22 protein-coding genes are annotated in these 26,921 nt (G+C 63.7%); 11 read left to right on the top strand and 11 right to left on the bottom strand.

Going from position 1 to position 26,921, the window contains the following annotated elements:
* Positions 1–277: 277 nt before the first annotated feature.
* Positions 278–979: a YczE/YyaS/YitT family protein gene (locus tag E0E29_RS01860; RefSeq protein WP_130848390.1), complete on the top strand. Its 702-nt coding sequence runs from the start codon at positions 278–280 to the stop codon at positions 977–979.
* Between the two features lie 120 nt (positions 980–1,099).
* Here E0E29_RS01860 and E0E29_RS01855 read toward each other — a convergent pair whose 3' ends face one another.
* Together E0E29_RS01855 and E0E29_RS01850 are read right to left on the bottom strand one after the other, a co-directional pair.
* Positions 1,100–1,831 (bottom strand): GntR family transcriptional regulator, encoded by a 732-nt coding sequence (locus E0E29_RS01855; RefSeq protein WP_130848389.1) that lies wholly within the window; start codon positions 1,829–1,831, stop codon positions 1,100–1,102.
* Entirely contained in the window at positions 1,821–2,570 is a 750-nt protein-coding gene (locus tag E0E29_RS01850; RefSeq protein ID WP_165449757.1) for a GntR family transcriptional regulator, read from the bottom strand. The genes E0E29_RS01855 and E0E29_RS01850 overlap by 11 nt, the downstream gene beginning before the upstream one ends.
* Positions 2,571–2,917: 347 nt before the next feature.
* Here E0E29_RS01850 and E0E29_RS01845 point away from each other — a divergent pair, with 347 nt between their 5' ends.
* The 7 genes from E0E29_RS01845 (at position 2,918) to frlD (ending at position 9,605) form a co-directional block, all read left to right on the top strand.
* Positions 2,918–3,991, top strand: coding sequence for an ABC transporter ATP-binding protein (locus E0E29_RS01845; protein WP_130848387.1), 1,074 nt, complete (start codon positions 2,918–2,920; stop codon positions 3,989–3,991).
* A gap of 12 nt (positions 3,992–4,003) precedes the next feature.
* On the top strand, positions 4,004–4,912 hold the full coding sequence (locus E0E29_RS01840) for an ABC transporter permease (protein ID WP_130848386.1): 909 nt from the start codon (positions 4,004–4,006) through the stop codon (positions 4,910–4,912).
* Positions 4,913–5,734 carry an ABC transporter permease gene (locus tag E0E29_RS01835; RefSeq protein ID WP_130848385.1) on the top strand — a complete coding sequence of 274 codons (822 nt, stop codon included), beginning with the start codon at positions 4,913–4,915 and terminating at the stop codon, positions 5,732–5,734. It begins immediately after the preceding gene.
* 74 nt (positions 5,735–5,808) lie between these two features.
* Positions 5,809–6,894: a polyamine ABC transporter substrate-binding protein gene (locus tag E0E29_RS01830; RefSeq protein WP_227603057.1), complete on the top strand. Its 1,086-nt coding sequence runs from the start codon at positions 5,809–5,811 to the stop codon at positions 6,892–6,894.
* A 21-nt stretch (positions 6,895–6,915) separates the two neighbouring features.
* On the top strand, positions 6,916–7,911 hold the full coding sequence (locus E0E29_RS01825) for an SIS domain-containing protein (RefSeq protein ID WP_130848384.1): 996 nt from the start codon (positions 6,916–6,918) through the stop codon (positions 7,909–7,911).
* Between the two features lie 53 nt (positions 7,912–7,964).
* Positions 7,965–8,783: a fructoselysine 3-epimerase gene (frlC, locus tag E0E29_RS01820; RefSeq protein WP_130848383.1), complete on the top strand. Its 819-nt coding sequence runs from the start codon at positions 7,965–7,967 to the stop codon at positions 8,781–8,783.
* A 24-nt stretch (positions 8,784–8,807) separates the two neighbouring features.
* Positions 8,808–9,605: a fructoselysine 6-kinase gene (frlD, locus tag E0E29_RS01815; protein ID WP_130848382.1), complete on the top strand. Its 798-nt coding sequence runs from the start codon at positions 8,808–8,810 to the stop codon at positions 9,603–9,605.
* Between the two features lie 67 nt (positions 9,606–9,672).
* Here frlD and E0E29_RS01810 read toward each other — a convergent pair whose 3' ends face one another.
* From E0E29_RS01810 to E0E29_RS01790, 5 genes are all read right to left on the bottom strand, one after another.
* Complete coding sequence (locus tag E0E29_RS01810) at positions 9,673–10,107, bottom strand: acetolactate synthase (RefSeq protein ID WP_130848381.1); 435 nt, start codon at positions 10,105–10,107, stop codon at positions 9,673–9,675.
* A 14-nt stretch (positions 10,108–10,121) separates the two neighbouring features.
* Entirely contained in the window at positions 10,122–11,423 is a 1,302-nt protein-coding gene (locus E0E29_RS01805; RefSeq protein ID WP_130848380.1) for a phenylacetate--CoA ligase family protein, read from the bottom strand.
* A 143-nt stretch (positions 11,424–11,566) separates the two neighbouring features.
* A complete protein-coding gene (locus E0E29_RS01800; protein ID WP_130848379.1) occupies positions 11,567–12,139 on the bottom strand; it encodes an indolepyruvate oxidoreductase subunit beta in 573 nt (190 codons plus the stop codon).
* 3 nt (positions 12,140–12,142) lie between these two features.
* On the bottom strand, positions 12,143–13,885 hold the full coding sequence (gene iorA, locus E0E29_RS01795) for an indolepyruvate ferredoxin oxidoreductase subunit alpha (RefSeq protein ID WP_130848378.1): 1,743 nt from the start codon (positions 13,883–13,885) through the stop codon (positions 12,143–12,145).
* A complete protein-coding gene (locus tag E0E29_RS01790) occupies positions 13,882–14,235 on the bottom strand; it encodes a YerC/YecD family TrpR-related protein (protein ID WP_130848377.1) in 354 nt (117 codons plus the stop codon). The genes iorA and E0E29_RS01790 overlap by 4 nt, the downstream gene beginning before the upstream one ends.
* Before the next feature lie 221 nt (positions 14,236–14,456).
* Between E0E29_RS01790 and E0E29_RS01785 the strand changes: the two genes are divergently transcribed.
* Complete coding sequence (locus E0E29_RS01785) at positions 14,457–16,091, top strand: class I adenylate-forming enzyme family protein (RefSeq protein ID WP_130848376.1); 1,635 nt, start codon at positions 14,457–14,459, stop codon at positions 16,089–16,091.
* A 118-nt stretch (positions 16,092–16,209) separates the two neighbouring features.
* Entirely contained in the window at positions 16,210–17,763 is a 1,554-nt protein-coding gene (locus E0E29_RS01780; RefSeq protein WP_130848375.1) for a sodium:solute symporter family protein, read from the top strand.
* A gap of 47 nt (positions 17,764–17,810) precedes the next feature.
* On the opposite strand, the gene E0E29_RS01775 is transcribed toward E0E29_RS01780, so the two are convergent.
* The 3 genes from E0E29_RS01775 to E0E29_RS01765 all read right to left on the bottom strand — a co-directional run bounded on the left by E0E29_RS01775 (position 17,811) and on the right by E0E29_RS01765 (position 22,121).
* A complete protein-coding gene (locus E0E29_RS01775; RefSeq protein WP_130848374.1) occupies positions 17,811–19,070 on the bottom strand; it encodes a competence/damage-inducible protein A in 1,260 nt (419 codons plus the stop codon).
* Positions 19,071–19,094: 24 nt separating this feature from the next.
* On the bottom strand, positions 19,095–20,264 hold the full coding sequence (thiI, locus tag E0E29_RS01770) for a tRNA uracil 4-sulfurtransferase ThiI (protein WP_130848373.1): 1,170 nt from the start codon (positions 20,262–20,264) through the stop codon (positions 19,095–19,097).
* A gap of 339 nt (positions 20,265–20,603) precedes the next feature.
* A complete protein-coding gene (locus E0E29_RS01765; RefSeq protein WP_130848372.1) occupies positions 20,604–22,121 on the bottom strand; it encodes a YifB family Mg chelatase-like AAA ATPase in 1,518 nt (505 codons plus the stop codon).
* Positions 22,122–22,365: 244 nt separating this feature from the next.
* Here E0E29_RS01765 and nifJ point away from each other — a divergent pair, with 244 nt between their 5' ends.
* Positions 22,366–25,932: a pyruvate:ferredoxin (flavodoxin) oxidoreductase gene (nifJ, locus tag E0E29_RS01760; RefSeq protein ID WP_130848371.1), complete on the top strand. Its 3,567-nt coding sequence runs from the start codon at positions 22,366–22,368 to the stop codon at positions 25,930–25,932.
* A 190-nt stretch (positions 25,933–26,122) separates the two neighbouring features.
* On the opposite strand, the gene E0E29_RS01755 is transcribed toward nifJ, so the two are convergent.
* On the bottom strand, positions 26,123–26,914 hold the full coding sequence (locus E0E29_RS01755; RefSeq protein ID WP_242622337.1) for a TIGR03915 family putative DNA repair protein: 792 nt from the start codon (positions 26,912–26,914) through the stop codon (positions 26,123–26,125).
* Positions 26,915–26,921: the final 7 nt, after the last annotated feature.

Genomic DNA, 26,921 nt, shown 5'->3' with positions numbered 1-26,921 from the left:
GGTTTTTGTACCACGGATTATACAGGAAAAATACTGCTCCTGCAAGGGCGTGGCGTTCCGTCCATGTCCGTTTCACACCGGAGGGGCGTTGCCGGGTCCGCCGTGTATGGAATGGCCGGCTGGAGACTATTGACGCTTTTTCCAGCCGGTGTTAGACTATATATGAACAAGTTCACTGAACATATTTGAGGTTTGAGCGGAGCGGCCGTGAAGCTGCGGTCACGTTCCGCGCCGCGGGACAGCGGCGGACAGGCCAGGAAAGGAAGGAATTTTGTCTATGAAAAAAGCACCCCCGCCCAGTGGGCGACCCGTGTCGTACTCTACATCGTCGGCCTTTTCTTTTATGGCTCTGGGCGTGGCCTTCGCCGTCAACTCCGATCTGGGCGTCTCTCCAGTGACCTCTCTGCCCTATGTGATCAGCCTCATTGCCGACACGGCTCTGGGTACCTGCGTCATCGCGGTATACGGCGTCTATATCGTCCTGCAGATCCTCATTCTCCGGCGGGAGTTCCGTCTCATCAACCTGACCCAGATCATTTTCTCCACCATTTTCGGCTACTTCACCGACTTTACCAAGTGGCTGCTGGCCGACTTCGCCCTGCCCACCTATGCCGGACAGCTGGTGATGCTGGTCATCAGCATCGTTACGGTGGCCTTCGGCGTGTTCCTCTATATGGAGGTGGACCTGGTGGCCATGCCCATGGAGGGGCTCACCCAGGCCATCGCGAGGAAGGTGGGCCGACCCTTCCACAATGTCAAGATCGTGGTGGACTGCAGCACGGTCGCCCTGGGAATCCTGCTCTCCTTCGTCTTCCTCCATGGCCTTATGGGGATCCGTGAGGGTACCGTCATCACCGCCATTGTGGTGGGCAAGGTCATGGGGCTCTTCAAAAAGCCTCTTCAGCCTGTGGTGCAGAAGTTGTGCTTCGGCGCCGTTGGTCCCGAACCCGAGGAGGTGCGGGAGCTGGAGGAGCTGTAAGGTATGGATGTGGGCGAGTGAGACCGGCTCCAAAATTAGAATGTTAAGCTATAAAAGCGGACCCTCCGGTGTTCCAGACGCCGGAGGGTCCGCTTTTGCTCTGTCCGGAGACGGTAGGCGTCACCGGTGAAAATGGACGTGGAAATCACACTTGTCACCGCGGATGTGGGAGCGGGCAAACTCCACCGCCCGTCCCTGGGCGTCGTAGCTGACGCACTGGAGGGTGAGGACGCCCCGGTGGGCGTCCACATCCAGCAGCCGTGCCTCAGCCGAGTCCAGCCGGGAGATGGAAAGGCTCTGCTCCCCGCGGGAGATCCGAATGCCATAGAAGGCGTAGACCTGGTGGAGGGAGAAGACGTTCAGATCCACGTCGGGCAGGTTGGGGACCAGGTTCTGGGGGACGTAGGCCTCCTCCAGGGAGAGAGGCTCCCCGTCCAGCAGACACAGACGCTTGACGTAGAAAAGGGGCTCCTGGGGGGAGCAGCCCAGATAGCCGGCGTAGAGGGTGCCGGCGGGACGGGCCGCCTTAATGAGCAGCCGGGTCTCCGACCGCTGGGGCGACTCCTTCAGCGTCTGCTCAAAGCCGCCCGCCGTCTCCAGGTCCTTGGCCAGCTTTTCCCCCACCACAAAGATGCCCTTGCCCTGGACGCTTTTCAGAAGCCCCTCGCCGATGAGGGCGGAGATGGCCGAGCGCACCGACAGACGGTGGATACCGTAGGTCTCCGCCAGGGCGCCCACCGAGGGGATGGCGGTGCCTGGGAGGTATTCGCCGTTTTCAATTTTGCCCCGGATGAGCTCCCGGAGCTGGAGATAGAGGGGCGACTTGGGGCCCACCGGCTCATCACGCCTCATTGCTGTCCGCCTCCTCTTCCTGACACTCCATCACCGTAGTGATCCGCAGCCGGTCGGGCCGGGCCGCCCCACGGCAATACTCCATGAGCTGTCCCGTCTGGTCGTAGGTCATGCTGACGATCCAGAAGAGGGGAGAGCCGCTCTCAATGCCCATGAGCTCGGCCTCCTCGGCGGTGGCATAGGTGATGCCGATCTCTTCCTCGCCCTGGACGGGGAGGATGCCGAAGTCCTCCTCCAAAATAGAGAAGAGGGAGTGGTTCTCCAGGTCCTTGTTTTCCAGGCCGGCCACTTTCTGGGCCGGTATATAGGAGGTCTCCACCATCAGAGGCTCGCCATCCACCGACCGCAGGCGTACGATTTTATAGAGGGGGTAGCCCAGCACCTGGTTGAACCGCCGTGCCAGATGCTTGTCACATTCCGTCCGCCGCAGCTCCAGCAGCCGGGTGGTCACCTGACGGCCCTGCTCCGCCGCCGACTGGCTCATGGACAGCAGGCCCTGCAGCCTCCGGGTGTACTTTTCCGGCGCCACAAAGGTGCCTGCACCCGGTCGGGACAGCAGGCGGCCGTCCTGCTCCATCAGGGCTACCGCACTGCGCAGGGTGGTGCGGCTGAGTCCCCAGGCATCGCTGAGACTGCGCTCCGAGGGGAGGCGGTCCCCAGGCCGCAGCCGGTAATCCGCCAGAAGTCCCTCCAGCAGCTCGCGAGCCCGGGCGCTGGGCCGGGGCCGATATTCCTGCATGTCCGTCCCTCCCAAATTGGTATTCTTCGTACTGCCTATCATATCATAACCGCAGCCGCGGCGCAACGGGAAGAGATGGGTACAGATAAGAAAACTTGTTTTTGGACCAATTTTCGCTGGCAAGAAGCGGAACAGCGGTGGCAGGAAAGAGAAAAACCGCTGAAATTCAGAAAAGAAATATTCAAAACCTTAAATTGGTATGATTTAAATTTTCCATATCTGTAAAAATCCATTGCTATTATAAAAAAAGTATGCTATGATGCAGACGACTGGAAAAAACGGCGAGAAAACCCCATGAAATCTCTGTGATTTTTTGTGGTTTTGATTAAAAATGAGGTGGGAATGGCATGCCGGAGAGTATCGTATCTCTGATCAATGTGGAAAAACGTTTTGGTTCCAATCTGGTGGTACGGCAAATGAACATGGAGATCCAGGAGGGAGAGTTCCTGACCCTGCTGGGTCCGTCCGGCTGCGGCAAGACCACCACCCTGCGGATGATCGCCGGCTTTGAGGATGCCACCTCCGGCATCATCAAGGTCCAGGGGGAGCGGGTGGAGAACAAGGAGCCCTACCAGCGGGACGTAAACACAGTCTTTCAGAACTACGCCCTCTTTCCCCACATGACCGTCTTTGACAATGTGGCCTACGGTCTCACCATTAAAAAGGTGCCCAAGGATGAGATCCGCCGCCGGGTCACCGAGATGCTCTCCCTGGTGCAGCTCGCCGGCTACGAGAACCGGAAGCCCGACGCCCTCTCCGGCGGCCAGAAGCAGCGTGTGGCCATCGCCCGGGCCCTCATCAACAACCCCAAGGTGTTGCTGCTGGACGAGCCTCTGGGCGCCCTGGACCTGAAGCTGCGCAAGCAGATGCAGATCGAGCTCAAGCGGCTCCAGAAGAAGCTGGGCATCACCTTCGTCTACGTCACCCACGACCAGGAGGAGGCCCTCACCATGTCCGATCGCATCGCCGTCATGAACGGCGGCGTCATCGAGCAGCTGGACACCCCCCGGGAGATCTACGACCGGCCCAAGACCCGGTTCGTGGCCGGGTTCATCGGCGAGTCCAACATCTTTGACGGCGTGGTCCGGGCCGTGGACGGGGACCTGCTGCGGGTGGAGTGCCCGGCGGGCATGCTCACCACCCGGGGCGAGGGCTTCCAGGTGGGGGAGGAGATGCACGTCTCCATCCGTCCCGAGTATCTGGAGGTAGGCACGGGCAAGTTCGAAGGCTTCGAGCTGCCCGCCAAGGTAAAGGACTTCACCTACATGGGCACGGTGGTCAAGACGGCCCTGGATATCTCCGACGGAACCGAGGTCAAGCTCTCCCGCTTTGAGCAGGACGAGCGATTCCGGGAGGGGGATGCGGTCCAGATCTTCTGGGACCCGGACAAGTCCGTGGCCATCAAGAAGGCCCAGGCGTAAGGGGGCGGGAACATGAGCACGCGCATCAACGACACCACCGATCTCCAGGCCATCAGCCGGAAACGGGACCTGCGGCGGAAGACCATCCCCGCTCTGGCCCAGGCCGGCCCGGTGTCGGTGTGGATGATTCTCTTCGTCACCCTCCCCATGCTGTACATCATCTACATCAGCTTCATGTCCCGGGGCGTCTTCGGCGATGTGGTCTATGAGTTCTCCCTGGAGAGCTACCAGACCCTGCTGGACGCCACCTACTTCAAGGTCATCCTCAAGTCCCTCCAGGTGGCCCTCTTCACCACGGTGCTCTGCCTGCTGCTGGGCTATCCCTTCGCCTACTACATCGCCCGCAAGCCCCCGGAAAAGGCCTCCCGGCTCATCATGCTCATTATGATCCCCTTCTGGACCAACTCCCTGATGCGCCTGAACAGCTGGCTGCTCCTCTTCCAGACCAGCGGCCCGGTGAATACCTTCCTCCAGTGGATCGGCCTCACCGACGCCCCCATCACCTTTGTCTACACCGACGGCCTGGTGGTGCTGGGCATGATCACCAACATGCTCCCCTTCGCTGTGCTCCCCCTGTACAGCTCCATTGAGAAGCTGCAAAAATCCCTGCTGGAGGCCTCCTCCGACCTGGGGGCCACCCCACGGGAGACCTTCTTCCGGGTGACCCTGCCCCTCACCTTCCCCGGCATCTTCTCCGCCGTGATCCTGGTGTTTATCCCCAGCCTGGGCATCTACACCGTCTCCGACATGCTGGGCGGCGGCAAGGTCCTCTACATCGGCAACATCATCAAAAACCAGTTCGGCTCCATCCGCAACTGGCCCCTGGGCGCCGCCCTGTCGGTGCTGCTGTTGGTCATCACCGGCGCCCTCATTTTCCTCTACACCCGCTTTTCCAAGCTGGAAGATATGGAGGTGGTGTAAATGGCAAGCCTCACCAAGGTACAGCGCCGCCGGAAGGCCCTGGGCATCCTGGGGGATGTCTATGCCATCCTCATCTACACCGTGCTCTATATCCCCGTTGTGGTGATGATGATCTTCTCCTTCAACGACCAGCGCTACAACTACTACTGGAGCGGCTTCACCGCCCAGTGGTACGGCAAGCTCTTCACCAACCACGCCCTCATGGACAGCCTGTGGTACTCCATCATCATCGCCGTGCTGGCCACCGTCATCTCGGTGGTGGTGGGCACCCTGGGCGCCCTGGGCCTCAAGCGCTATGAATTCAAGATGAAGAAGTTCGTCAACGGCATGATCTTTATTCCCATCATCGTCCCCGAGATCGTGCTGGCGGTGGCCCTGCTCATCATCTTCATGAACATCGGCGTCTCCCTGGGCATGGGGTCCATCCTCATCGGCCACTGCACCTTCTGCATCCCCTATGCCGTGGTCACCATCAAGGGCCGCATCAGCGGCGACGGCGAGACCCTGGAGGAGGCCTCCATGGACCTGGGCGCCAACCGCATCCAGACCTTCCTGCGGGTGACCCTGCCCAGCATCATGCCCGGCGTCATGTCGGCGGCCTTCCTCTCCTTCACTCTCTCCATCGATGACGTGGTCATGAGCAACATGCTGGCCGGCGCCAAGAACACCACCCTGCCTGTGCTCATCCTGTCCATGAACAAGAGCGGCGTCACCCCAGACGTCAACGCCCTCACCACCATCATGATCCTGGTCATCGTGGCGTGCATGCTCCTGAGCAACGCGGTCAAGGCTGCTCTCCGCAAGCGGAGCGCGGCCGCCTGAACAGGTCCTTACCGCCCGGGGGATCGCCCCGGCGATATGGAATAGAGCCAAATTTTAAAAGGAGGAACATTTTCATGAAGAGAATCCTGTCCGGAGTCCTTGCCAGTGCCATGCTCCTGGCCCTGTGCGCCTGCGGCGGCGGCAGCACCCCCGCTGAGACCACCGCCGGTACCGACACCCCCGCTGAGACCGGCGCTGCCGAGGCCAGCACCGAGCTGAACATCTACATGTGGCAGCAGTACATCTCCGACGAGCTCATTGCCAACTTTGAGGAGGAGAACAACTGCACCGTCAACCTCTCCTACATGAGCGACAACGCCGACGCCATCACCAAGCTCACCGCCGGCGGCGGCCAGGAGTACGACCTCATCATGACCTGCGACGCCTACATGGAGTCCCTCATTGCCGGCGGCTACGTGGAGAAGCTGGACCTCACCCAGATCCCCAACTCCAGCAACATCAACGAGGCCTACTGGACTGCCAAGGACTACTGCGTCCCCTACCTCATGAACTACATCTACATCGTCTACAACACCGAGACCTGCCCCATTGAGATCACCTGCTACAATGACCTCATCGACCCCGCCCTGAAGGGCCAGATCAGCACCATCGACGGCGCCCGTAACCTGTTCCCCATCGCCCTCATCGCCCTGGGCTACGACCCCAACTCCACCGAGGAGAGCGAGATCGCCGAGGCCTATGAGTGGCTGGTGAAGTTCAACGAGAACGTGGTGGCCTACGGCGCTGCCGAGCAGAACCTGACCAACGGCACCGCCTCCGTGGCCCTGACCTACGACGGCAACACCTCCTGGGCCATGGCCGAGATGGGCGAGAACAACACCCTGGTGGTGGCCGATCCCTTCGACGACGCCGTGCAGCTGGGCTTCGACCTCTATGTCATCCCCACCGGCGCCCAGCACACCGACCTGGCCTATAAGTTCCTCAACTACATCTGCGACCCCGAGGTCATGGCCAAGAACCTGGAGGAGTACCCCTACTCCTGCCCCAACGACGCCGCTGTGGCCGCCGCTTCCGAGTCCTACCGCAACGACCCCGCCCGCAACTTCTCCTATAAGGAGAACGTCTTCTTCCAGGAGGACGTGGGCGACGCCCTCACCATTTACAACGACTACTATCAGAAGCTGAAGGTGGGCCAGTAAGCCCACGGTAAGGAGATTTGTATGCTGAAATTTGACGAGGAAAAACAGCTTGCCAGCGTCCAGGGCGCCCTGGCCCTCCGGCCCCGGATTGAGGCCGTCGTGGACGGCATCTGCAAGGACGGCTTCCGGAACCTGTGCTGGCTGGGCATCGGCGGGACCTACGCCTCCTGCCTCCAGGCCCAGGCCCACATGAAGGAGCGTTCTGACCTGGACCTCTTTGTGGAAAACGCCGCGGAGTACCTCACCACCGGTAACCGCCGGGTGGGGGAGGGCACCATCGTGGTCATCTCCTCCGTCACCGGCAGCACCGAAGAAATGGTGAAGGGTGTGGAGAAGGCCAAGGCCGCCGGCGCCAAGGTGCTGGGCTTCATTGACGTGGAGACCGCCGCCTTGGCCAGTATGGTGGACTGGGAGATCGCCTATCCCGCCAATGAGCAGCTCAAATTCTTCATGGTGGCCGACCGCTTCATGTACCACCGTGGCGAGTTCCCGGAGTACGACGACTACTACGCCCAGCTGGACGCCCACCTGGCCCGTGACCTGGTGGAGGTGGAGAAGGCCGCCGACGCCTTTGGCCTGGCCTTTGCCCAGAAGCACCACGACGACAAGCTCCACTACTTCGTGGGTGCCGGCAACCAGTACGGCTCCACCTACTCCTACGCCATGTGCTACTGGGAGGAGCAGCACTGGATCCGCACCAAGAGCATCCACTCCGCCGAGTTCTTCCACGGCATGCTGGAGATCGTGGACCGGGACACCCCGGTGACCGTCTTCGTGGGCGAGGACGCCCAGCGTCCCCTCAGCGAGCGGGTGGTGAAGTTCCTGCCCCGGGTGTGTGCCAACTTCACCGTCATCGACTCCAAGGACTACGACCTGCCCGGCATCGATGAGAAGTACCGCGGGAACCTCTCCCACCTGGTGACCCACGCTGTCACCCAGCGCATCGATGCCCACATTGAGGCCATCAACTGCCACCCCATGGAGATCCGGCGCTACTACCGTCAATTCAAGTATTGAGCAAAAGGGACCGCCCCGGGCAGCACCGGGGCGGTCCCTGTCAGGAGGAGCCTATGGAACTGGGCATGTTCACCAGCGGCTACCAGCGCTACCCCCTGGAGCGGGCCTTTGCCGACGCCCGGGACCTGGGGTATGACTACATCGAGCTCTGGGGCGGCCGGCCCCACGCCTTTGCCCCCGATCTGAAGCGGGGAGAGCTGAAAGAGGTGCTGGCCCTGTCGGAGCAATACGAGATGCCGGTACGGGTCTACACCCCAGAGCACAATGCCTACCCCTACAACTATATGACGGGCAGCCGTCTCCAGTGGGAGGATACCATGGACTACCTGAAGCTGTGCCTGGATATGGGCAAGGCTTTGGGGGCGGAGCACACCCTGATCTCCGTGGGCCACGGCGGCTACGGCGTGCCCCGGCGGGAGCTGTGGAAACGGCTCACCGACAGCCTGCGTGTACTGGCTGCCCACGCCGAGACCATCGGCCACAACATCCTGCTGGAGAGCCTCACCCCCTATGAGAGCAACCTGTGCAACACGGCGGGAGAGCTGGCCCAGGTGCTGGAGGAGGTGGGTTCCCCCTGCCTGCTGGGCATGTGCGACGTGGTGCCGCCTTCTGCCGCGGGGGAGCCGGTGACCGAGTATCTGGACCTGCTGGGCGCCCGGATGGCCCACCTCCATCTGGTGGACAGCGACGGGGCCAGCGACACCCATCTGCTCCCCGGGGAGGGCCGGCTTTACCTGCCGGAGCTGCTCCGGGAGCTGGAGCGCCGGGGCTACCAGGGGCGGGCCACCATCGAGCTGGTGACGGCCTACATCGCCGAGCCCACCCTGGCCGCCCGCCGGGCGGTGGAGCGGGTCCGGGCCATGCTGCCATAAGCCAACGGAACACAGGAGGACGACATGAACGAGAACTGCAAGCTGGCCGCCGTAGGAGACAACTGCATCGATTTCTACGACCAGACCGGGGACGCCTATCCCGGCGGCAACCCGGTGAACGTGGCGGTCTACACCGTCCGGCTGGGGGGGACGGCCTCCTACACCGGAGTGGTGGGGGAGGACGACTACGGCGCGCTCATGCGCCGGGCCATCGCCGGCAAGGGGGTGGACGTCTCCCACCTGCGCACCGAGCCGGGGAATACCGCCCTGTCCCACGTGTCCATCGTAAACGGAGACCGGGTCTTTGGGGACTACGAGGAGGGGGTCATGGCCTCCTTCCGCCTCACCGACGAGGACATCGACTTCCTCTGCGCCCACGACATGGTGGTGTCCGGCCTGTGGGGCATGATCGCCCCCGACCTGCCCAAGCTGAAGGCCCGTGGAGTCAAAGTGGCCTTTGACTTCGCCGACAAGCCGGAGGACCCGGTGGTGGCCCAGGCCCTTCCCTTCGTGGACTACGCCTTCTTCTCCAACGACGCCGACGGGGATGCCGCTCTGGAGGACTTCCTCCGAAACGTCACCGCCAAGGGACCCAAGGCGGCGGTGGTCACCCGGGGAGAGAAGGGGAGCCTGGCCTACGACGGCCAGCACTTCTACCGGGGGGATATCGTCCCCTGCCAGGTGGTGGACACCATGGGCGCCGGAGACAGCTTCATTGCCGGGTTCCTGTACGGCCTCATGCGGGGACAGGACATCCCCGCCTGTATGGCCCTGGGCGCCCAAAACAGCAGCGTCACCCTGAGCTACGCCGGAGCCTGGTGAGCCTCTTCCCCATACGGAACAGAAAAAACGCCCTCACCGCTATGCGGTGAGGGCGTTTTGTTGTGCCTTACAGTCCGGCGACTTCGTCCTGGTCCACCAGGCGGATGCCGTGGGAGGTGAGGGCGGCGGTGGCCGCCTCCCCGTCCTGGACACGGAAAATCATGTAGGCGTGGTCGGCGTCGGCGCCGCCCAGGAAGGCGTACATGTACTCCACGTTGACGGCGGCTTCGTTGAGGACCTGGAGGACCTGGTTGAGTCCGCCGGGCTCGTCGGGGATCATCACACCCAGCACCGGGGTCAGGCTGTGGATAAAGCCGGCGTCCTTGAGGACGGTGGTGGCGTCGTAGACGTTGTCCACGATGAGCCGCACGATGCCGAAGTCCTTGGTCTCGGCCAGGGACAGCGCCCGCATGTCCACCCCGTTCTGGGCCAGAGCGGTGGTCATGGTGTAGAGGGTGCCGGGCTTGTTTTCCAGAAACACGGAGATCTGCTTCAAACTCATGGTCGTTCCTCCCCTCAGATCTTGCGGCGGTCGATGACCCGGACGGCCTTTCCCTCGCTGCGGACAATGGACTTGGGCGCCACCAGGGTGACCTTGGCCGCCAGACCCAGCATGGAGCGCAGGCCCTCCACCAGCTCCGTCTGCCGGCGGGAGACCTCGCCCAGGTTGTCGGTGAACATCTCGGGGGTCATCTCCACCTGGACGTCCAGGGTGTCGGTGGACTTGACCCGGTCCACGATGATCTGGTAGTTGGCGGGATAGCCGTGGTTGAGGAGCACCGTCTCGATCTGGGACGGGAACACGTTGACGCCACGGATGATGAGCATATCGTCGGTGCGGCCCTTGGGCTTGACCATCTTCACATGGGTGCGGCCGCAGGAGCACTTCTCACGGCTGAGGGAGCAGATGTCCCGGGTGCGGTAGCGCAACAGGGGGAAGGCCTCCTTGGTGATGGAGGTAAAGACCAGCTCGCCCTGGGCGCCCTCGGGCAGCACCTCGCCGGTGTCGGGGTCGATGATCTCGGCGATGAAGTGGTCCTCGTTGATGTGCATGCCGCTCTGGGCGGAGCACTCGAAGGACACGCCCGGGCCGGAGAGCTCGGTGAGGCCGTAGATGTCATAGGCCTTGATGCCCAGGGTGTTCTGGATGTCCTGGCGCATCTCCTCACTCCAGGCCTCGGCGCCGAAGATGCCCGCCTTCAGGGGGATCTGGTCGGGGGTGAGACCCATCTCCTTCATGGTCTCACCCAGGTAGGCGGCGTAGGAGGGGGTGCAGCAGAGGATGGTGGCGTTCAGGTCACGGATGAACATGATCTGACGCTCGGTGTTGCCGGAGGAGGTGGGGATGGTGAGACAGCCTACCTTGTGGCTGCCGCCGTTGAGGCCGGGGCCGCCGGTGAAGAGGCCGTAACCGTAGCTCACCTGACACACGTCCTCGTCGGTGCCGCCGGCGGCCACGATGGCCCGGGCGCAGCAGTCCTCCCACAGGTCGATGTCGTGCTGGGTGTAGAAGGCCACCACCCGCTTGCCGGTGGTACCCGAGGTGGACTGGATGCGCACGCAGTCCTTCAGGGGCTTGGCCAGCAGGCCGTAGGGATAGGCCTCCCGCAGGTCGGCCTTGGAGAGGAAGGGCAGCTTGTAGAGGTCCTCCGTCCCCTTGATGTCGGCGGGGGTCAGGCCCTTGGCCTCCATCTTCTTGCGGTAATAGGGCATGTGCTCCCACACATGCTGGACCTGCTTGACCAGGCGCTCATCCTGCCAGGCCTTGATCTGCTCCCGGGAGGCGCACTCGATCTCAGGCTGATAATAGCGTTCCATGGGTACCATCCCTCTCTGGTTTCTGAAATGTCCGTGCCCATCCCTGAAAAAGGGAGGACAAACGGACTCCGGTATCGACACACAGAATAAAGTTCTTTGCCAAGCTTTCTTTCAAGAAAGCGGTCAAAAAAGCGGAGCGGAGGTTACGCCTTCTGGCCCAGGGCGAAGGCCTTCTTGTTCAGCTCCAGGAATTTGGGCGGCACGCAGGCCTCGATGGCCTCCTGCCAGGCCTCCTCAGGGAAGTCAAAGTAGTGGGACAGCCGGCCCATGAGGACCAGATTGACCGCCTTGGAGGAACCGGCCTCCTCGGCCAGGGCCAGGCAGTCCAGGGCGTCCACCTTGGCGCCGGCGGCCTGCATCTTGACCACCAGGTCCTCGGGATAGGCCGCCGCGCCGGTGATGACCGGCATGGGGTCGATCTGCTGGGTGGAGGTGACAATCTGGCCGTCGGGCCGCAGGTACTCCAGCCAACGGGCCGCCTCCAGCAGCTCGAAGGAGACGATGCAGTGGGCCTCGCCCTTGTCGATGACGGGGGAGTAGACCTTGTCGCCGTAGCGGACGTAGGTCACCACGCTGCCGCCACGCTGGCTCATGCCGTGGACCTCGGAGACCTTCACGTCATAGCCCTGCTCCATGAGGAGGTGGCCCAGTAGCTTGCTGGCCAGCAGGGAGCCCTGGCCGCCCACGCCCACGATCATAATATTCTTGGTTTCCATGGCTCAACCCTCCTTCCCGGTGCTTTCGAAGGCACCCACGGGGCACAGCTGCTCGCACACGCCGCAGCCCACGCACAGGGTGTTGTCCACCCGGGCCTTGCCCTCCTTGATGGAGATGGCGGGACAGCCGATCTTCATGCAGGACTTGCAGCCGATGCACTTGTCCTTGTTCACCGCCAGGGGGGCCTTGTGCTTGACGTACTTAAGAAGGGCGCAGGGCCGCCGGGAGATGATGACAGAGGGCTCGTTGGCGGCAAGCTCCTCCTTCACGGCCTGGTCGCAGGCCTTCAGATCGTAGGGGTCCACCACCCGGACCCGGTTGAAGCCCATGGCCCGGCACAGGGCCTCCAGGTCGATCTTGCCCGCCGGGTCGCCCTTGATGTTGTAGCCGGTGGTGGGGTTCTGCTGGTGGCCGGTCATGCCGGTGATGGAGTTGTCCAGGATGATGACGGTGGAGTTGGACTGGTTGTAGGCGATGTTGGCAAGACCGGTCATGCCGGAGTGCATGAAGGTGGAGTCACCGATGACGGCCACCGTCTTGCCCTCGCTCTCGGTGCCCAGGGCCTTGTTAAAGCCGTGGATGGCCGAGATGGAGGCGCCCATGCACAATGTCATCTCCATGGCCGCCAGGGGGGCCACGGCGCCCAGAGTGTAGCAGCCGATGTCGCCCAGGACGGTGCACTTGTTTTTATTCAGGGTGTAGAAGAGACCGCGGTGGGGGCAGCCGGCGCACATGACGGGGGGACGGGGCGGAATGGCGTCGGAGAGGGTCTTGCCCGTATGTACCTCGCCGCCCAGGGCGGAGGCCACCAGGTTCTGGGAGAACTCATCGATCATGGGGAGGACGTCCTTGCCCACGACCTCCAGGCCCAGCTTGCGGCAGTGGTCCTCGATGATGGGGTCCAGCTCCTCCACCACGGCCAGCCTGTCCACCTTGGCGGCAAAATCCTTGATGAGGTCCACCGGCAGGGGGTTGGTCATGCCCAGCTTGAGGACGGAGACGGAATCTCCAAAGACCTCCTTGACGTACTGGTAGGAGGTGGAGGCGGTGATGATGCCCAGGGCGGTGCCGCCCATCTCCACCCGGTTCACCGGAGCGGTCTCCGCCCAGGCGGTGAGCTTCCGGGTGCGCTCCTCCACGATGGGGTGACGCTGCTTGGCGTTGCCCGGCATCATGACGTACTTGGCGATGTTCTTCTCGTAGGGTTTGGCGGGGGGCTCCACCCGGGGGCTGGTCTCCACCAGGGCCTGGGAGTGGGAAACACGGGTACACATCTTCAGCAGCACCGGGGTGTCGAACTCCTCGGAGAGGTCATAGGCCAGCTTGGCGAACTGGAGGGCCTCGGCGGAGTCGGAGGGCTCCAGCATGGGCAGCTTGGCGGCGATGGCGTGGTGCCGGGAATCCTGCTCGTTCTGGGAGGAGTGCATCCCGGCGTCGTCGGCCACGCCGATGACGATGCCGGCGTTGACGCCGGTGTAGGACATGGTGTAGAGAGGGTCGGCGGCCACGTTGAGGCCCACGTGCTTCATGCCGCAGAAGGAACGCTTGCCCGCCAGAGAGGCGCCAAAGGCGGCCTCCATGGCCACCTTCTCATTGGGAGCCCACTCACAGTAGATCTCGTCGTACTTGACGGCCTCCTCGGTAATCTCGGTACTGGGGGTGCCCGGATAGCTGGAAATCAGGGAACAGCCAGCCTCATAGAGCCCCCGGGCAACGGCGGCGTTGCCCAACATCAGTTGCTTCATTCCACTTCCACCTTGCTTTCCTGCGTTTCTTGGGAGACCGGCGGGATCTCCCGCTTGTCCAGACCGCTCCGGAGGATGACGTCCCGCATGACGCCTCCCGCGCCGTTGTCCAGCATGGCCCGGCGCACCCGGCTGATGGTGGCGCTGCTGGCCCCCGTCCGCTCCAGGATATCCAGGTACACCAGCCCCTGCTGGAGATAGACCGCCACATCGAAGCGCTGCTCCATGGACCGCAGCTCCACGGGTGTGCACAGGTCCTCAAAAAAGCGGCAGCACTCCTCCGCGTCTTTCAGCTTCGCAATGGTCTCGTACAGCGCCAGACTGCGCTCCTTGCGCTCTGCCTTTTCCATAATATGCTCCTTCCGGACGATCAAGAATGGACCGGCTCCCGCCGGCCGGATATACTGCTTCAATATTAACACATTAAAGCGCGACAGTAAACACAAAATTCGCCTTTTTTAAAATTTATATGGGTTACTTGACAGAACGTGGGAAATCGGTTATGATACTTTAACGGTTTAAAGGAAAAAATACCGGCGGGGACGCCCGCCGTGGAAAGGAACGAGCCGGTATGCCCATTACCGATCTGCTGGAGCGCAACAGCAAGCTCTACGGCGACGAGATCGCCCTGGTGGAGATCAACCCCGAAGTCCACGAAAAGCAGCGGGTGACCTGGAAGGAGTACGCCCTCATCCAGCCCACCTCCTCCGTCCCCTACCGCCGGGAGATCACCTGGTCGGTCTTTGACGAGAAGGCCAACCGGGTAGCCAATCTGCTCCGGGGCCGGGGCATCCGGAAGGGCCAGAAGGTGGCCATCCTGCTGATGAACTGTCTGGAGTGGCTGCCCATCTACTTCGGCATCTTAAAGACGGGGGCGGTGGCCGTCCCCCTGAACTTCCGCTACACGGCGGAGGAGATCGACTACTGCGTGAAGCTGGCCGACGCCGACGTGCTCTTCTTCGGACCCGAGTTCATCGGCCGGGTGGAGAACATCGCCGACGACTTGGGCCGGGAGCGGCTCCTCTTCTTCGTGGGGGACAGCTGCCCCTCCTTTGCCGAGGACTACCACCGGGCCTCGGCCAACTGCTCCAGCGTAGCGCCCAAGGTCCTCGTCGACGACGAGGACGAGGCCGCCATCTACTACTCCTCCGGCACCACCGGCTTTCCCAAGGCCATCCTCCTGCGCCACAGCGCCCTCCTCCAGGCCGCCCGCATGGAGGCCATCCACCACAAGACCACCCATGAGGACGTCTTCCTCTGCATCCCGCCCCTCTACCACACCGGCGCCAAGATGCACTGGATGGGCTCCCTCTTCACCGGCGGCAAGGCCGTCCTCCTGAAGGGCAACTCCCCCGAGGCCATCTTCCACGCCGTCTCCCAGGAGGGGTGCACCATCGTGTGGCTGCTGGTGCCCTGGTGCCAGGACATCCTGGCCGCCCTGGACCGGGGGACCATCCAGCTGCCCAACTACCGGCTCAGCCAGTGGCGGCTCATGCACATCGGCGCCCAGCCGGTGCCGCCCAGCCTCATCAAGCACTGGATGCGCTACTTCCCCAACCACAAGTACGACACCAACTACGGCCTCTCCGAGTCCACCGGCCCGGGCTGTGTCCACCTGGGCCTGGACAACATCGAAAAGGTGGGTGCCATCGGTGTCCCCGGCTACGGCTGGCAGGCCAAGATCGTGGACGAGAACGGCGCAGAGGTGGAGCAGGGCCAGGTGGGCGAGCTGTGCGTAAAGGGCCCCGGCGTCATGGTGTGCTACTACCACGACCCCAAGGCCACCGCCGAGGTCCTTCACGACGGCTGGCTCCACACCGGCGACATGGCCCGCCAGGACGAGGAGGGCTTCTACTACCTGGTGGACCGGAAAAAGGACGTTATCATCTCCGGCGGCGAAAACCTCTACCCCGTGCAGATCGAGGACTTCCTCTCCGCCCATCCCAAGGTCCACGACGTGGCCGTCATCGGCCTGCCCGACCGTCGTCTGGGTGAGATCGCCGCCGCCATCATCCAGGTCAAAGAGGGGGAGACCTGTACCGAGGAGGAGATCAACCGCTTCTGCACTGAGCTGCCCCGGTACAAGCGGCCCCGGAAGATCATCTTCGCCCCCGTCCCCCGCAACGCCACCGGCAAGATCGAAAAGCCCAAGCTCCGGGAGCAGTACTGCTCCACCCGCCTGGTGGAGGCCCAGAGCAGCAGCTAAGCGCGAAGCCGTACAGTTCCGGCGCCCGGAAGGGCGATACCCTTCCGGGCGCCTTTCCTTACCTGTATACTTTAACACTTTTAAGCAATAAATCAAAAGAGACGAGGAGAGAGGAATCATGGCCATCAAAGTGGGAATGCTGCTGATCTTTTTCGCCGTCATGGTGGGGGTGGGCTTTTACTGCCGCCGCCGGGCCGCCGACGTGAGCAGCTTCGTGTTGGGTGGACGGTCGGTGGGGCCCTGGCTCACCGCCTTCGCCTACGGCACCAGCTATTTCTCCGCCGTGGTCTTTGTGGGCTACGCCGGGCAATTCGGCTGGAAATACGGCATCGCCGCCATCTGGGCGGGCATCGGCAACGCCCTGCTGGGCTCCCTGCTGGCCTGGGTGGTGCTGGGCCGCCGGACCCGCATCATGACACAGCACCTGAACAGCGCCACTATGCCCGAGTTCTTTGGCCGCCGCTTCGGCTCCCGGAGCCTGAAGCTGGCCGCCTCCGCCATCACCTTCCTCTTCCTCATCCCCTATACCGCCAGCCTCTACAACGGCCTGAGCCGCCTCTTCGCCATGGCCTTTGACATCGACTACGCCGTGTGCGTCCTGGTGATGGCGGTGCTCACCGGCGTCTACGTCATCGCCGGGGGGTACATGGCCACCGCCATCAACGACTTCATCCAGGGCCTCATCATGATCGTGGGCATCTGCGCCGTCATTGGGGCGGTGCTGGGCAGCCAGGGGGGCTTCCTTGCCGCCCTGGACGCCCTGGCCCGGGTGTCCGACCCGGCCGTCTCTGAGACCCCCGGCGTCTTCGCCTCCTTCTTCGGCCCCGACCCGGTGAACCTGCTGGGGGTGGTCCTCCTCACCAGCCTGGGCACCTGGGGCCTGCCCCAGATGGTCCAGAAATTCTACGCCATCCGCAGCGAAAAGGCCATCGACACCGGTACCGTCATCTCCACCCTCTTTGCCGCCGTGGTGGCAGGGGGCTGCTATTTCCTTGGCGGCTTCGGACGGCTCTACGGCGACCGGGTGGACGTGGCCGCCGAGGGCTACGACGCCATCATCCCCGCCATGCTCTCGGGGCTCCCCGACCTCCTCATCGCCGTGGTGGTCATCTTGGTCCTCTCGGCCTCCATGTCCACCCTCTCCTCTTTGGTGCTGGCCTCCAGCTCCACCCTCACCCTGGACTTCATCGTGGAGATGATGGCCCCCGGCATGGACCAGCGCCGGCAGCTCCGGGTCATCCGGGGGCTGATCGTGGTCTTCATCGCCATCTCGGTGGTGCTGGCCATCATCCAGCACCGGTCCAGCGTCACCTTCATCGCCCAGCTCATGGGCGTCTCCTGGGGTGCCCTGGCCGGGGCCTTCCTGGCCCCCTTCCTCTACGGCCTCTACTGGAAGGGCACCACCAAGGCCGGCTGCTGGGCCAGCTTTCTCTTCTCCGTGGTGGTCATGCTGGCCAATATCTTTGTGGGGGATGCCTTCCCCGCCCTGCTCCAATCCCCTATCAACGCCGGCGCCTTCTGCATGCTCTCCGGGCTGGTGCTGGTGCCGGTGATCTCCCTCTTTACCAAAAAGCCGGACCACGATCTGGTGGAGGGGGCTTTCTCCTGCTACGACCGGCGGGTCACCGTCCGGCAGCGGGAGGCTCTGGGCACCGCCGCCGAGGAGAACTGAACCAAACGAAAAAGGTCCGTCCTCTGATGAGGACGGACCTTTCGGTTTTATTCCAGGGGCAGTCCGGTGAGGTACCGGCGGACCAGATCGAAGGCGTGGTGGGCGGAGCGGTTGCGGATGCCCGCCCGGCCGGAGGCCCCCAGATGGAGCTCCTTCACGTAGCAGAAGTCGGGCCCGGCCAGGGCCACATAGACCAGGCCCACCGGGTTGCCCCGGTCGTCGCGGTCGGGACCGGCCACCCCGGTGGTGGAGACGGCCAGGTCGCAGCCCAGCACCCGTCGGGCACCCTGGGCCATGGCCTGGGCCACCTGGGCGGAGACGGCGCCGTGCCGGTCCAGCAGGTCCTGGGGCACCCCCAGCACGCCGTGCTTGACGGCGTCGGTGTAGCTCACCACGCCGCCCCGGAGGACGGAGGAGGCACCGGGCAGGTCGGTGATGCGCTTGGCGATGAGGCCGCCGGTGCAGCTCTCGGCGGTACCGAAGGTGAGGCCCTTGTCTCTCAGGAGCTGGAGGACGGCGGACTCCAGGTTCTTCACGTCGGCGCCGTAGACCAGGGGGCCGAAGAGGGCCCGGATGTCGGCCTCCACCGGGGCGATGAGGGCGTGGGCGGCCTCCTTGTTGGGGGCGTGGGCGGTGATGCGCAGCTCGCACTCCCCCTCCTTGGCGTAGGGGGCCAGGGTGGGGTTGGTCATGGCATTCATGCGCTCCCGGAGCCGGGCCTCCATGGCCGACTCGCCGATGCCGAAGAGCTTCAGGGTGCGGGAGAGAATGACGCCGTCGGAGAGGGACTGGAGGTAGGGGAGGGCCCGGTGCTGGAACATGGCCCGGCACTCCCGGGGCGGACCGGGGAGCATGAGCACCCGGACACCGCCGGACTCGAAGGCGCAGCCGGGGGCGGTGCCCCAGTCGTTTTCAAAGACGGTGCAGCCCTGAGGCAGCATGGCCTGCTGGAGGTTGTTCTCCGTCATGGGCCGGTCGGGGTGGAGCCGGCGGAAGTAGTCGGCGATGCGGTCGGCGGAGGGCTGGTGGAAGACCAGGGGCAGGCCGAAGGCGGCGGCCAGGGTCTGCTTGGTGAGGTCGTCGCAGGTGGGCCCCAGGCCGCCGGTGGTGATGATGATGTCGGCCCGGCCCTTGGCGATGTCCACGGCGGCCCGGAGCCGGTCGGGGTTGTCCCCCACCACGGTGTGGTAGTAGACGTTGATACCCATGGCGGACAGGCCCTGGGAGATGACCTGGGCGTCGGTGTTGGCGATATTGCCCAGCAATAATTCCGTTCCAACGGCAATAAGCTCGGCAGTGTAGGACATAATATAAAGCCTCTTTCCTGTTTTTCAGCCCAGTTGGACCCGCTCGATGCCCTCCAGGGCCTCCTTCACCAGGCCGTCGATGTCCAGGGGAGCCTCGATGGCCTCCACGTCCTCCAGGCGGGGACGGGTCCGGGGGTGGCGGGGGGTGAAGACGGTGCAGCAGTCCTCGTAGGGCAGGATGGAGGTCTCAAAGGTGCCGATCTTCCGGGAGAGGCGCACCACCTCCTCCTTGTCCATGCCCACCAGGGGACGGAAGACGGGCAGGTCGGTGACGGCGCCGGTGACGGCCATGGCGTCCATGGTCTGGGAGGCCACCTGGCCCAGGGACTCACCGGTGACGATGGCGTGGCAGCCGGTGCGGTGGGCGACGCCCTCGGCGATGCGCATCATGAACCGGCGCATGAGGAGGGTGAAGTAGTCCTCGGGACAGGAGCGGCGCAGCTCCTCTTGGATGTGGGTGAAGGGGACCACATGGACGGTGAGACGTCCGGTCCAGGGGGTGAGGAGCTGGGCCAGGTCCAGCACCTTCTGCTTGGCCTCGGGGGAGGTATAGGGGTAGGAGTAGAAGTGGATCATCTCCAAAGCCACGCCCCGCTTGGCCATCATCCAGGAGGCCACGGGGGAGTCGATGCCGCCGCTGAGCATGCTCAGGGCACGGCCGCTGGTGCCCACGGGGAGACCGCCGGCGCCGGGCTCCGGGTCGGCATGGACGAAGGCGGCGTAGTCCCGGACCTCCAGGTGGACGGTGAGCTCGGGGTTATGGACGTCCACGGTGAGGTTGGGGTAGAGGTCGTCCAGCTCCCCGCCCACCCACTGGCTCAGGGCGATGGAGGTCATGGGGAAGGTCTTGTCGGCCCGCTTGGATTCCACCTTGAAGGTCTTGGCCCTGGAGAGCTGGTCTCCCAGGTAGCTCTTGGCGGTCTCCAGCATGGCCTCCTTGGTCTTTTCACAGGCCTTGGCCCGGCTGAGACCCACCACGCCGAAGACGTGCTTCATGGCCTCGTAGGCGGCGTCCATGTCGCAGTCCTCGCTCTGGGGCTCCACGTAGGTGGTGGACTGCCGGGTATAGACCTTGAACTTGCCCAGGTGCTTCAGCCGCCGGGCGATGTTGGCCCGCATCTTGTCCTCAAAGGTGTATCGGTTGGTCCCCTTCAGGACCATCTCCCCCTGCTTGAGCAGGATCATCTCGGTCATGTGAACTTCCTTTCCTGTTTTGAAAACAGATGTTTTTCTCGGATATTATAATGCATACTGAACAAAGCTGCACACCTTGAAAGCCAAGGCTTTCAAGGCAAAATAGCTTTGTTCAAGTGCAAGGGTTTTGGGCAGTTTGCGCCCCAAACCCTTGCACCACTCACACAAGTGCCGCGGCACTTATGTGAGTATACACATTGCGATAATGTCTAAATTGGTATGAAAACGACTGGGATCAGCCGTTTTCATACCAATTGCGCGGCAATGCCGCGCGAATAAACCCCATCGCGGTTTATTCAGTAGGCATTATTATAGATGCCCTGGGAGAAAAAGTCCAGTCTACCGCCGCAGATAGCTGCTCTCCCGGTACTGGAGGGCTTCGGCCAGGTGGGGGACCTGGATGTGTTCCGACCCTTCCAGGTCGGCGATGGTCCGGGCCACCCGCAGGATGCGGTCGTAGCTCCGGGCGGTGAGGCCCATGCGGTCAAAGGCCCCCTGCATGACGGCCCTGCACCCCTCGTCCAGCTCACAGCAGGCATGGAGCTCCTTCGGACCCATGTGGGCGTTGCAGTCAGGGCCGTCGGGGCCGAACCGGGCGGTCTGGACGGCCCGGGCGGCGTCCACCCGCTTCTTGATCTCCGCCGAGGACTCCCCGGCAGGGCGGGCGGAGAGCTCGTCAAACGCCAGGGGCGGTACCTCCACATAGAGGTCGATGCGGTCCAGCAGGGGACCGGAGAGCCGGCCCAGGTAACGCTTCACCTCGTGTTCCGAGCAGCGGCACCGGCCGGAGGGGTGGCCGTACCAGCCGCACTTGCAGGGGTTCATGGCCGCCACCAGCATGAACCGGCTGGGGAAGACCTCGGTGCCCGACACCCGGGAGATCTGGACCCTGCCCTCCTCCATGGGCTGCCGCAGCACTTCCAGAGTCTCCTTCTGGAACTCGGGCAGCTCGTCCAGGAAGAGGACGCCGTTGTGGGCCAGGGAGATCTCCCCGGGCCGGGGCGGGGAGCCGCCGCCGGAGAGGCCCATCACGGAGATGGTGTGGTGGGGGGCACGGAAGGGCCGCCGGGTAAGGAGGGGCTCCTCCTTGGTGGTGAGACCCAGGACAGAGTGGATCTGGGTGCACTCCAGGGCCTCCCGCTCGGTGAGGTCGGGGAGGATGGAGGGGAGCCTTCTGGCCAGCATGGACTTACCTGACCCAGGGGGGCCGATCATGGCGATGTTGTGGCCGCCGGCGGCGGCGATCTCCAGGGCACGCTTCACCGGCTCCTGGCCCTTCACGTCGGCGAAGTCGGGAACCGTCCCGTTGCCGGGTACCGGAACCCAGGGCTCCGCCGGGGCGATGGGGACCTCCCCCCGCAGGTGGGCGGCCAGCTGGGCTACATTTTCCACCGGGTAGACGGTGAGTCCACCGGCCAGGGTGGCCTCGGGGGCGGAGTCGGCGGGGACATAGAGGGCGGTGAGTCCCGCCGAGCGGGCGGCCAGGGCCATAGGCAGCATGCCCGTCACCGGCCGCAGCTCCCCGGACAGGGAGAGCTCTCCCACGAAGGCGGACCCTGCCGCCGGGGCGGGCATCTGCCGACCGGCGCAGAGGATGCCCACCAGCATGGGCAGGTCGTAGAGGGTGCCCCCCTTCCGCCGGTCGGCGGGGGCCAGATTCACCGTGATCCGGGAGACGGGGAAGGTAAAGCCGCAGTTCCGGATGGCGGAACGGACCCGCTCCCGGGCCTCCTTCACCGCCGTGTCGGGGAGACCAACGATGTCAAAGTTGGGCAGACCGCTGGAGAGGTCGCACTCCGCCGTCACCAGATAGCCCGTAATGCCGTGAAGGCCCAGGGAATTGAGGGTACAGAGCACGGGGGGAGCACCTCCATTTCACTGAGAACTTTTTCCTAACTATACCTTATTTTATAGGGCATTTCAAGGAGAGCACCCGTCTAATTTTTAAGAATTGCCAAATTGGAGGGACCAATTTTAGGCTCATCGACGAAAATCTTCGAACGGAGCAAGATTCGATTTACAAACGCAGGAAGGAGTGATAGTATTAAGGGGCTAGAAAATGGAGTTGTATCCATTGGAAGAACAAGGAGGAACGATCAACATGGCCAGAAAAAAGAAGTCCATGGACGGCAATACCGCCGCAGCACACGTTTCTTACGCCTTTACGGAGGTCGCGGGTATCTACCCCATCACCCCCTCCAGCCCCATGGCCGATAATGTAGACCAGTGGGCCGCCGCAGGCCGCAAGAACATTTTCGGCGATCCTGTCCGCGTCATTGAGATGCAGTCTGAGGCCGGCGCTGCCGGTACCGTGCACGGCTCTCTGAATGCCGGCGCTCTCACCACCACCTACACCGCCTCTCAGGGCCTGCTGCTGATGATCCCCAACATGTACAAGATCGCCGGCGAGCTGCTCCCCGCGGTGTTCCACGTTTCCGCCCGTACCGTGGCCGCCCAGAGCCTGAACATCTTCGGTGACCACTCCGACGTCATGGCCTGCCGCCAGACCGGCTTCGCCATGCTGTGCGAGACCAACCCCCAGGAGGTCATGGACCTGGGCGCTGTTGCCCACCTGGCCGCCATTGAGGGCCGCGTCCCCTTCCTGAACTTCTTCGACGGCTTCCGTACCTCCCACGAGATCCAGAAGATCGAGATCTGGGACTACGATGACCTGAAGGACATGGTGGACATGGACGCCGTGGCCGCCTTCCGCGCCCGCGCCCTGAACCCCGAGCATCCCACCATGCGCGGTTCCCACGAGAACGGCGATATCTTCTTCCAGCACCGCGAGGCTGCCAACAAGTACTACGAGGCTGTCCCCGAGATCGTGGAGAAGTACATGGGCAAGGTCAACGCCAAGCTGGGCACTGACTATCAGCTCTTCAACTACTATGGCGCCGCTGACGCCGACCGCGTCATCATCGCCATGGGCTCCATCTGCGACGTGGCTGAGGAGGTCATCGACTACCTCAACGCTCACGGCGAGAAGGTGGGCCTGCTGAAGGTCCGCCTGTACCGCCCCTTCCGCGCCGACAAGATGCTGGCCGCTATCCCCGCCACCGCCAAGAAGATCGCCGTGCTGGACCGCACCAAGGAGCCCGGCAGCCAGGGCGAGCCTCTCTACCTGGATGTCGTGACCGCCTTCGCCAACGCCGGCCGTCAGGCCACCATCATCGGCGGCCGTTACGGTCTGGGTTCCAAGGACACCCCGCCCAAGAGCGTATTCGCTGTGTACGAGGAGCTGGCCAAGGACGCTCCCAAGCACCAGTTCACCATCGGCATCGTGGACGATGTCACCAACCTCAGCCTGCCTGAGCACGACTGCCCCAACACCGCTGCTGAGGGCACCATCGAGTGCAAGTTCTGGGGTCTGGGCGGCGACGGCACCGTGGGCGCCAACAAGAACTCCATCAAGATCATCGGCGACCACACCGACAAGTACGTCCAGGCTTACTTCCAGTACGACTCCAAGAAGACCGGCGGCGTGACCATCAGCCACCTGCGCTTCGGCGACAAGCCCATCAAGAGCCCCTACTACATCAACAAGGCTGACTTCGTGGCCTGCCACGTGCCCGCCTACATCATCAAGGGCTTCCCCATGGTCCGCGACGTGAAGGACGGCGGTACCTTCCTCATCAACTGCCAGTGGAGCGATGAGGAGCTGGACAAGCACATGCCCGCCGTGGCCAAGCGCTACATCGCTGAGCACCACATCAACGTCTACACCATCGACGCCATCGACCTGGCCGCCAAGATCGGCATGGGCAAGCGTACCAACACCATCCTGCAGTCCGCTTTCTTCAAGCTGGCTAAGGTGATGCCCGAGGCTGAGGCCATCGGCTACATGAAGGACGCCGCCACCCACTCCTACCTGAAGAAGGGCCAGGACGTGGTGGATATGAACCACAAGGCCATCGACATGGGCGCCACCGCCTTCAAGAAGTTCACCGTGCCCGCCTCCTGGGCCACCGCCGTGGACGAGAAGAAGGAGGAGCACCTGGAGGGCCGCACCGCCACCGTGAAGATGGTCCAGGAGATCATGGAGCCTGTGGGCCGCATGGACGGCGACAGCCTGCCTGTTTCCGCCTTCGCCGAGGGCCACGCCGACGGTACCTTCGAGCAGGGCGCTGCCGCCTATGAGAAGCGCGGCGTCGCTGTGAACGTGCCCACCTGGGATGCCACCAAGTGCATCCAGTGCAACCAGTGCTCTTACGTCTGCCCCCACGCCACCATCCGTCCTTACGCTCTGACCGAGGAGGAGGCCAAGAACGCCCCCGCCGCCGCCAAGATCGTGGACGTGAAGGCCGGCAAGGGCAAGGGCGTCTACAAGTTCGCCATCGCTGTGAGCCCCCTGGACTGCATGGGCTGCGGCGTGTGCGTGGGCGTCTGCCCCGTCAAGGCTCTGGAGATGGTTCCCCAGGAGTCTCAGGCCGATCAGCAGGCTGTGTTCGATTACATGGTGGCCAAGGTGGCCGACAAGGCCGATATGGCCGACACCACCAGCGTCAAGGGCAGCCAGTTCAACCAGCCCCTGCTGGAGTTCTCCGGCTCCTGCGCCGGCTGCGCCGAGACCAGCTATGCCCGCCTGATCACCCAGGTCTGCGGCGACCGGATGTACATCTCCAACGCCACCGGCTGCTCCTCCATCTGGGGCGGTCCTGCCGCTACCTCTCCCTACACCGTCAACAAGGCCGGCCACGGTCCCGCTTGGGCCAACTCCCTCTTCGAGGATAACGCCGAGCACGGCCTGGGCTTCTACTATGGCCAGAAGGCCCTCCGCGACCGTCTGACCGAGCAGACCAAGGCTCTGCTGGCCATCGACTACACCGACGAGAGCATCAAGACCGCCGGTCAGGCCTGGCTGGATACCATGGCTGACGGCACCGCCAACGCTGAGGCCACCAAGAAGTATGTGGCTGCTCTGGAGGCCGTCATGGCTGAGAACGGCGACTGCGGCTGCGACGCCTGCAAGCTGGCCCGCGAGATCCTTGCTCACAAGGAGTTCCTGGCCAAGAAGTCCATCTGGATCTTCGGCGGCGACGGCTGGGCCTACGACATCGGCTTCGGCGGCCTGGATCACGTCCTGGCCTCCGGTGAGGACGTGAACGTCATGGTCTTCGACACCGAGGTGTACTCCAACACCGGCGGACAGGCTTCCAAGGCCACCAACGTGGGCGCTGTTGCCCAGTTCGCGGCTGCCGGTAAGACCATGCCCAAGAAGTCCCTGGCCGAGATCGCCATGAGCTACGGCTATGTGTATGTGGCCCAGGTGGCCATGGGCGCCAACCCCGCTCAGACCCTGAAGGCCATCAACGAGGCTGAGAGCTATCACGGCCCCTCCCTCATCATCGGCTACGCCCCCTGCGAGATGCACAGCATCAAGGGCGGCATGACCAACTGCCAGAGCGAGATGAAGAAGGCTGTGGAGTGCGGCTACTGGAACCTGTTCCGGTTCAACCCCGCTCTGAAGGCCGAGGGCAAGAGCCCCTTCACCCTGGACTCCAAGGCCCCCGCTGGCGGCTATCAGGAGTTCCTGATGAACGAGGCCCGTTACTCCGCTCTGACCCGCGCCTTCCCCGACCGCGCCGAGAAGCTCTTCAAGGAGAACGAGGAGCTGGCCAAGGCTCGTTACGAGCACCTGGTCAAGCTGCAGGAGCTCTACGCCTGAGTTTCGCCGCGTGATCCCCTGACATAAGCAAAACGCCCGCCCTTCCATATGGAAGGGCGGGCGTTTTTTGATGCTGTCGACCATGCAAAACCTTCCCCCCTCAGGGGGGAAGGTGGCGGCGGAGCCGCCGGATGAGGGGGCGCTTCGGCTGTGGTTTGGCGCGCCGGGGCCGTCGCGCCCCACACAAAAACTACGGCCGTGCCAGGGCCGTGCCGAGAGCCGCCGCCTCGCTCTGGAACTCGGTCATGTCGTCCCAGTACCGCTTGGGCATGTGGGTCATGCGGCACCGGGGGTTCTCCCGCTCCCGGATGGCGATGGTGTCGTAGAACCGCCGCCACAGCTGCCGGTAATCCCGCTCCTCCTCGCCGGGCCCCTCCAGGTGGAACTCCTCCAGGGGGAGGATGGCCCACTGCCGGGGCTGGTAGAGGAGGGCCTCTTTGTGGGTGCGGTCGTAGAGGAGGAGCCGCTCCCGGGAGAAACGGGCGCAGAAGTGGGGCCGCAGCAGGGGGAGGACCCGGTTCTTGGGGGAGATCTGGCCGCAGAGGACGCCGCCCTGGTCGGAGAAGCGGACAAAGCCCTGGAAGAGGTGGGCCTCCTTCCACAGGTGGAGGAGGGCGGTGTGGAGGGGGGCCACCCGGGGGTCGGTCAGGTCCCGGACCACGGCGGGTCCCGCCCGGTAGGCCAGGCGGATGAAGTCGTAGAGCCGCCGTTCCTTCTCCGGGGCGCAGGTGAGAAAGCCGTGGCGGACCCACTTCTGGACCTCCGGGGAGACCCGGCGGCTCAGGGAGCGGTACACCCGCTCCGCCTTCTCCCGGTCGGTCTCTACCACTCGCTCCGGCCACAGGGAGGTCCGGGGGTCGTCAAAGAGGGAGAAGCAGGCCGGCTCCTCGTCCCTGGCGTAGCTCTCAAAGACGCAGGTGAGAAAGCCGGGAAAGGTGCCGTCGTAGAGGTAGACGAACTGGGGGCGCTGGGACATGGACATAACAATG

Source organism: Intestinimonas timonensis (assembly GCF_900626145.1).
GTDB lineage: Bacteria > Bacillota > Clostridia > Oscillospirales > Oscillospiraceae > Intestinimonas > Intestinimonas aquisgranensis.
This window is presented reverse-complemented; position numbering and strand designations above follow the sequence as displayed.